General features: G+C 71.2%; 2 protein-coding genes. Both read left to right on the top strand.

Annotated features, from left to right (window positions below; translation table 11 throughout):
- Positions 1-259, top strand: a 259-nt coding sequence (locus AC1D15_RS25190) for a zinc-binding dehydrogenase (RefSeq protein ID WP_477828134.1), incomplete at its 5' end; no start/stop codon positions are given.
- Positions 260-338: 79 nt separating this feature from the next.
- A partial coding sequence (locus tag AC1D15_RS25185; RefSeq protein WP_477828133.1) for a PAS domain-containing sensor histidine kinase occupies positions 339-2,886 on the top strand: 2,548 nt, incomplete at its 3' end.

Raw genomic sequence — 2,886 nt, 5'->3', positions numbered from 1 at the left:
CAACAACACGACCCCGGTGAAAGGCCCCGCCAACTACCTGTCGCTGCTGGTCAACCGCGCCCGCATGGAAGGCATGGTGGTGTTCGACTACGCCGACCGCTACCCGGTCGCCATCGCCGAGCTGGGCGAGCTGCTGCAGGCCGGCCGCATCCGCAGCCGGGAAGACGTGGTCACCGGGCTGGAGAACTTCCCGCAGGCCTTGCTGAAGCTGTTCAGCGGCGAGAACTTCGGCAAGCTGGTGCTGCAGGTCGCTGGCTGAGCCCGGCTGGCCACGGACGGGCGTCCCTGCGGGCAAGTGCGCTGGACGCCTGCCGCATTCGGCACAACACTTGCCCTCCATGGCTGTTCCCGACGCGTCCCCCTCCGATTCGCCCGGCGAGCAGTTGCCGATCGAGACGGCGCGGGCACTGCTGGCCGCGAGTCCCGACGCGCTGCTGCAGCTCGACGCCGCCGGCCTCATCGCCTGGAGCAACGGCCGCCTCGAGGCCGCCTGCGGGCAGCCCCCCGGCGCATTGCAGGGGCGCGATGTGCGCCAGTTGCTCGGCCTGCCGCCGCAGGCTGCCCTGGCGGCCGCCGAACACCGCTGGACCACGCCCTCCGGCACGCAGCGCTGGCTGAGCCTGCAGACACCCGGCCCGCAGCTGCTGCTGGTGCAGGACATCACCGACGTGCGCGCGCTCGGCGACGAGGCGCGCCGGCTCGCCGAGCTGCTCGACATGGCGCAGGAATTCGGGCGCCTGGGCGTCTGGGAGCGTGACATCCCGTCCGGCGAAGGCCGCTGGGATCGCCACATGTTCCGCTTCTTCGGCCTGGACCCGGCCGGCGGCACGCCGAACTTCGCGCGCACCGCGCAGCACATCCACCCGGACGACCGGGTCGACCCGCGGATCTTCGAGTCGATGACCGAGCCCGGCCAGTACGCGCGGCGCTACCGCATCGTGATGCCCGACGGCGGGATCCGGCGCGTGCATTCGCAATGGGAGGTCAAGTCCCCCCCCGGCGGCGGCACGCCGACCCGCGCGATCGGCATCATGGTCGACGACACCGAGGCCTACGAGCTGGCCGAGTCGTTCAACGACACCRGCGCGCAGCTGAAGATCGCGGTCGACCTGGGCAACATCGCGATCTGGCGCCATGACCTGAAGCGCAACCGCATGTACTACAACGAGCGCGCGTACCAGGTGCTCGACATCACGCCGCGGCCCGAGGGCATGGCGCTGGAGGAGGTGCGGGCGCTGATCCACCCCGACGACCTGCCGCAGGTGCTGGCCACCTCGCAGGCCGCGCTGCGCTCGGACCGCCCGGTCGACATGGAAGCCCGCTACCGCCGCCCGGACGGCAGCTTCCGCTATGTGCTGACGCGCCGTGTGGTGCGCCGCGATGCCGAGGGCACGCCGATCGAGTTCGTCGGCGTCGCGCTCGACGTGACCGAGCAGGTCGAGCACACGCGGCGCGCGACCGAGATCGCGAAGCGGCTGGAGATCGCCGCCACGGCGGCGGGCCTGGGCATCTGGAGCCGCGACCCGCAGACCCGCCAGGCCGAGTGGAACGACGAGATGTTCCGCATCATCGGCCGGCCGAAGGAGGCGGGCGTGCCATCGGGCGCCGAGTGGATGGGCGAGGTCGTGCACCCGGACGACCGCGCCTTCATGGAGCGCGTGCGCGACGAGATCCGCGCAAGCGACGCGGTGTCGGTGGAGCACGAGTACCGCATCCGCCGCCCCGACGGCGAGGTGCGCTGGCTGGTGAACCGGGTGCGGCGCGAATTGCGCGATGGCCGGCCGATGCTGTTCGGCATCACGATCGACGTGACCGAGCGCGTGAAGACCGAAGCCGCGCTGCGCAGCGCGAACGAGCGCATCGGCCTGGCGGTGCGCAGCGTGGGCATCGGCACCTGGGAATGGCTGCCGCGCACCGACACCTCGGTGTGGGACGAGGCGATGTTCCGGCTGCGCGGCCTGGAGCCGTCGGACCACGTGCCGAACGAGGCCGAGCGCGCGGCGCTGGTGTGGCCCGAGGACCGCGAGCGGGTCGCGGCCGCGCTCGAGGAATCGGTGCGCAACCGCAGCAGCGCGGCCTATGAGTTCCGCGTCGTGTGGCCTGACGGTTCGGTGCACTGGCTGGCCTCGCGCTCGACGGCGGTGACGGATGCGAGCGGCCAGGTGCATCGCCACATGGGGGTGAACTGGGACATCACCGATGCGCGCAGCGCCGAGATCGCTCGCCAGGAGCGGGCCGTCGCGCAGCGCGAGAGTTCGGCCAAGTCGGAGTTCCTGGCGCGCATGAGCCACGAGCTGCGCACGCCGCTGAACGCGGTGCTGGGCTTCGCGCAGCTGCTGCAACTCGACGCGCGTGCGCTGAGTGCCGACCACAACCACAAGGTCGAGCACATCGCCGCGGCCGGCCGGCACCTGCTGTCGCTGATCAACGACGTGCTCGACCTGTCGAGCCTGGAGAGCGGCAACCTGCGGCTGGACCTGCAGCCGCTTGCGCTGCACGAGGTGGTGTACGAGACCTTGCCGCTGGTGGAGGCGCTGGCGCGCGAGCACGGCGTGACGCTGCATGCCGACCGGCTGCAGGCGACCGTGCGCGCCGACCGGATCCGGCTGCGCCAGGTGCTGATCAACCTGTTGACGAACGGGATCAAGTACAACCGGCCCCATGGACGCGTCACGCTGACCTGCACGGTCGATGCGACGCACGTGACGCTGCATGTGGCAGACACGGGTCGCGGGCTGCGGCCCGACCAGTTGCCGCAGCTGTTCGAGCCGTTCAACCGGCTCGGCATCGAGAACGAAGGCATCGACGGCACCGGCATCGGGCTGGCCGTCGTCAAGGCGCTCGTCGAGCGCATGGAAGGAACCGTCATGGCCAGCAGCCAACCGG

The sequence above is a fragment of the Rhizobacter sp. P2_H2 genome, from assembly GCF_056403375.1.
The sequence above is the reverse complement of the archived record's forward strand: the minus strand, read 5'-3'. Positions and strand labels throughout refer to the sequence as shown.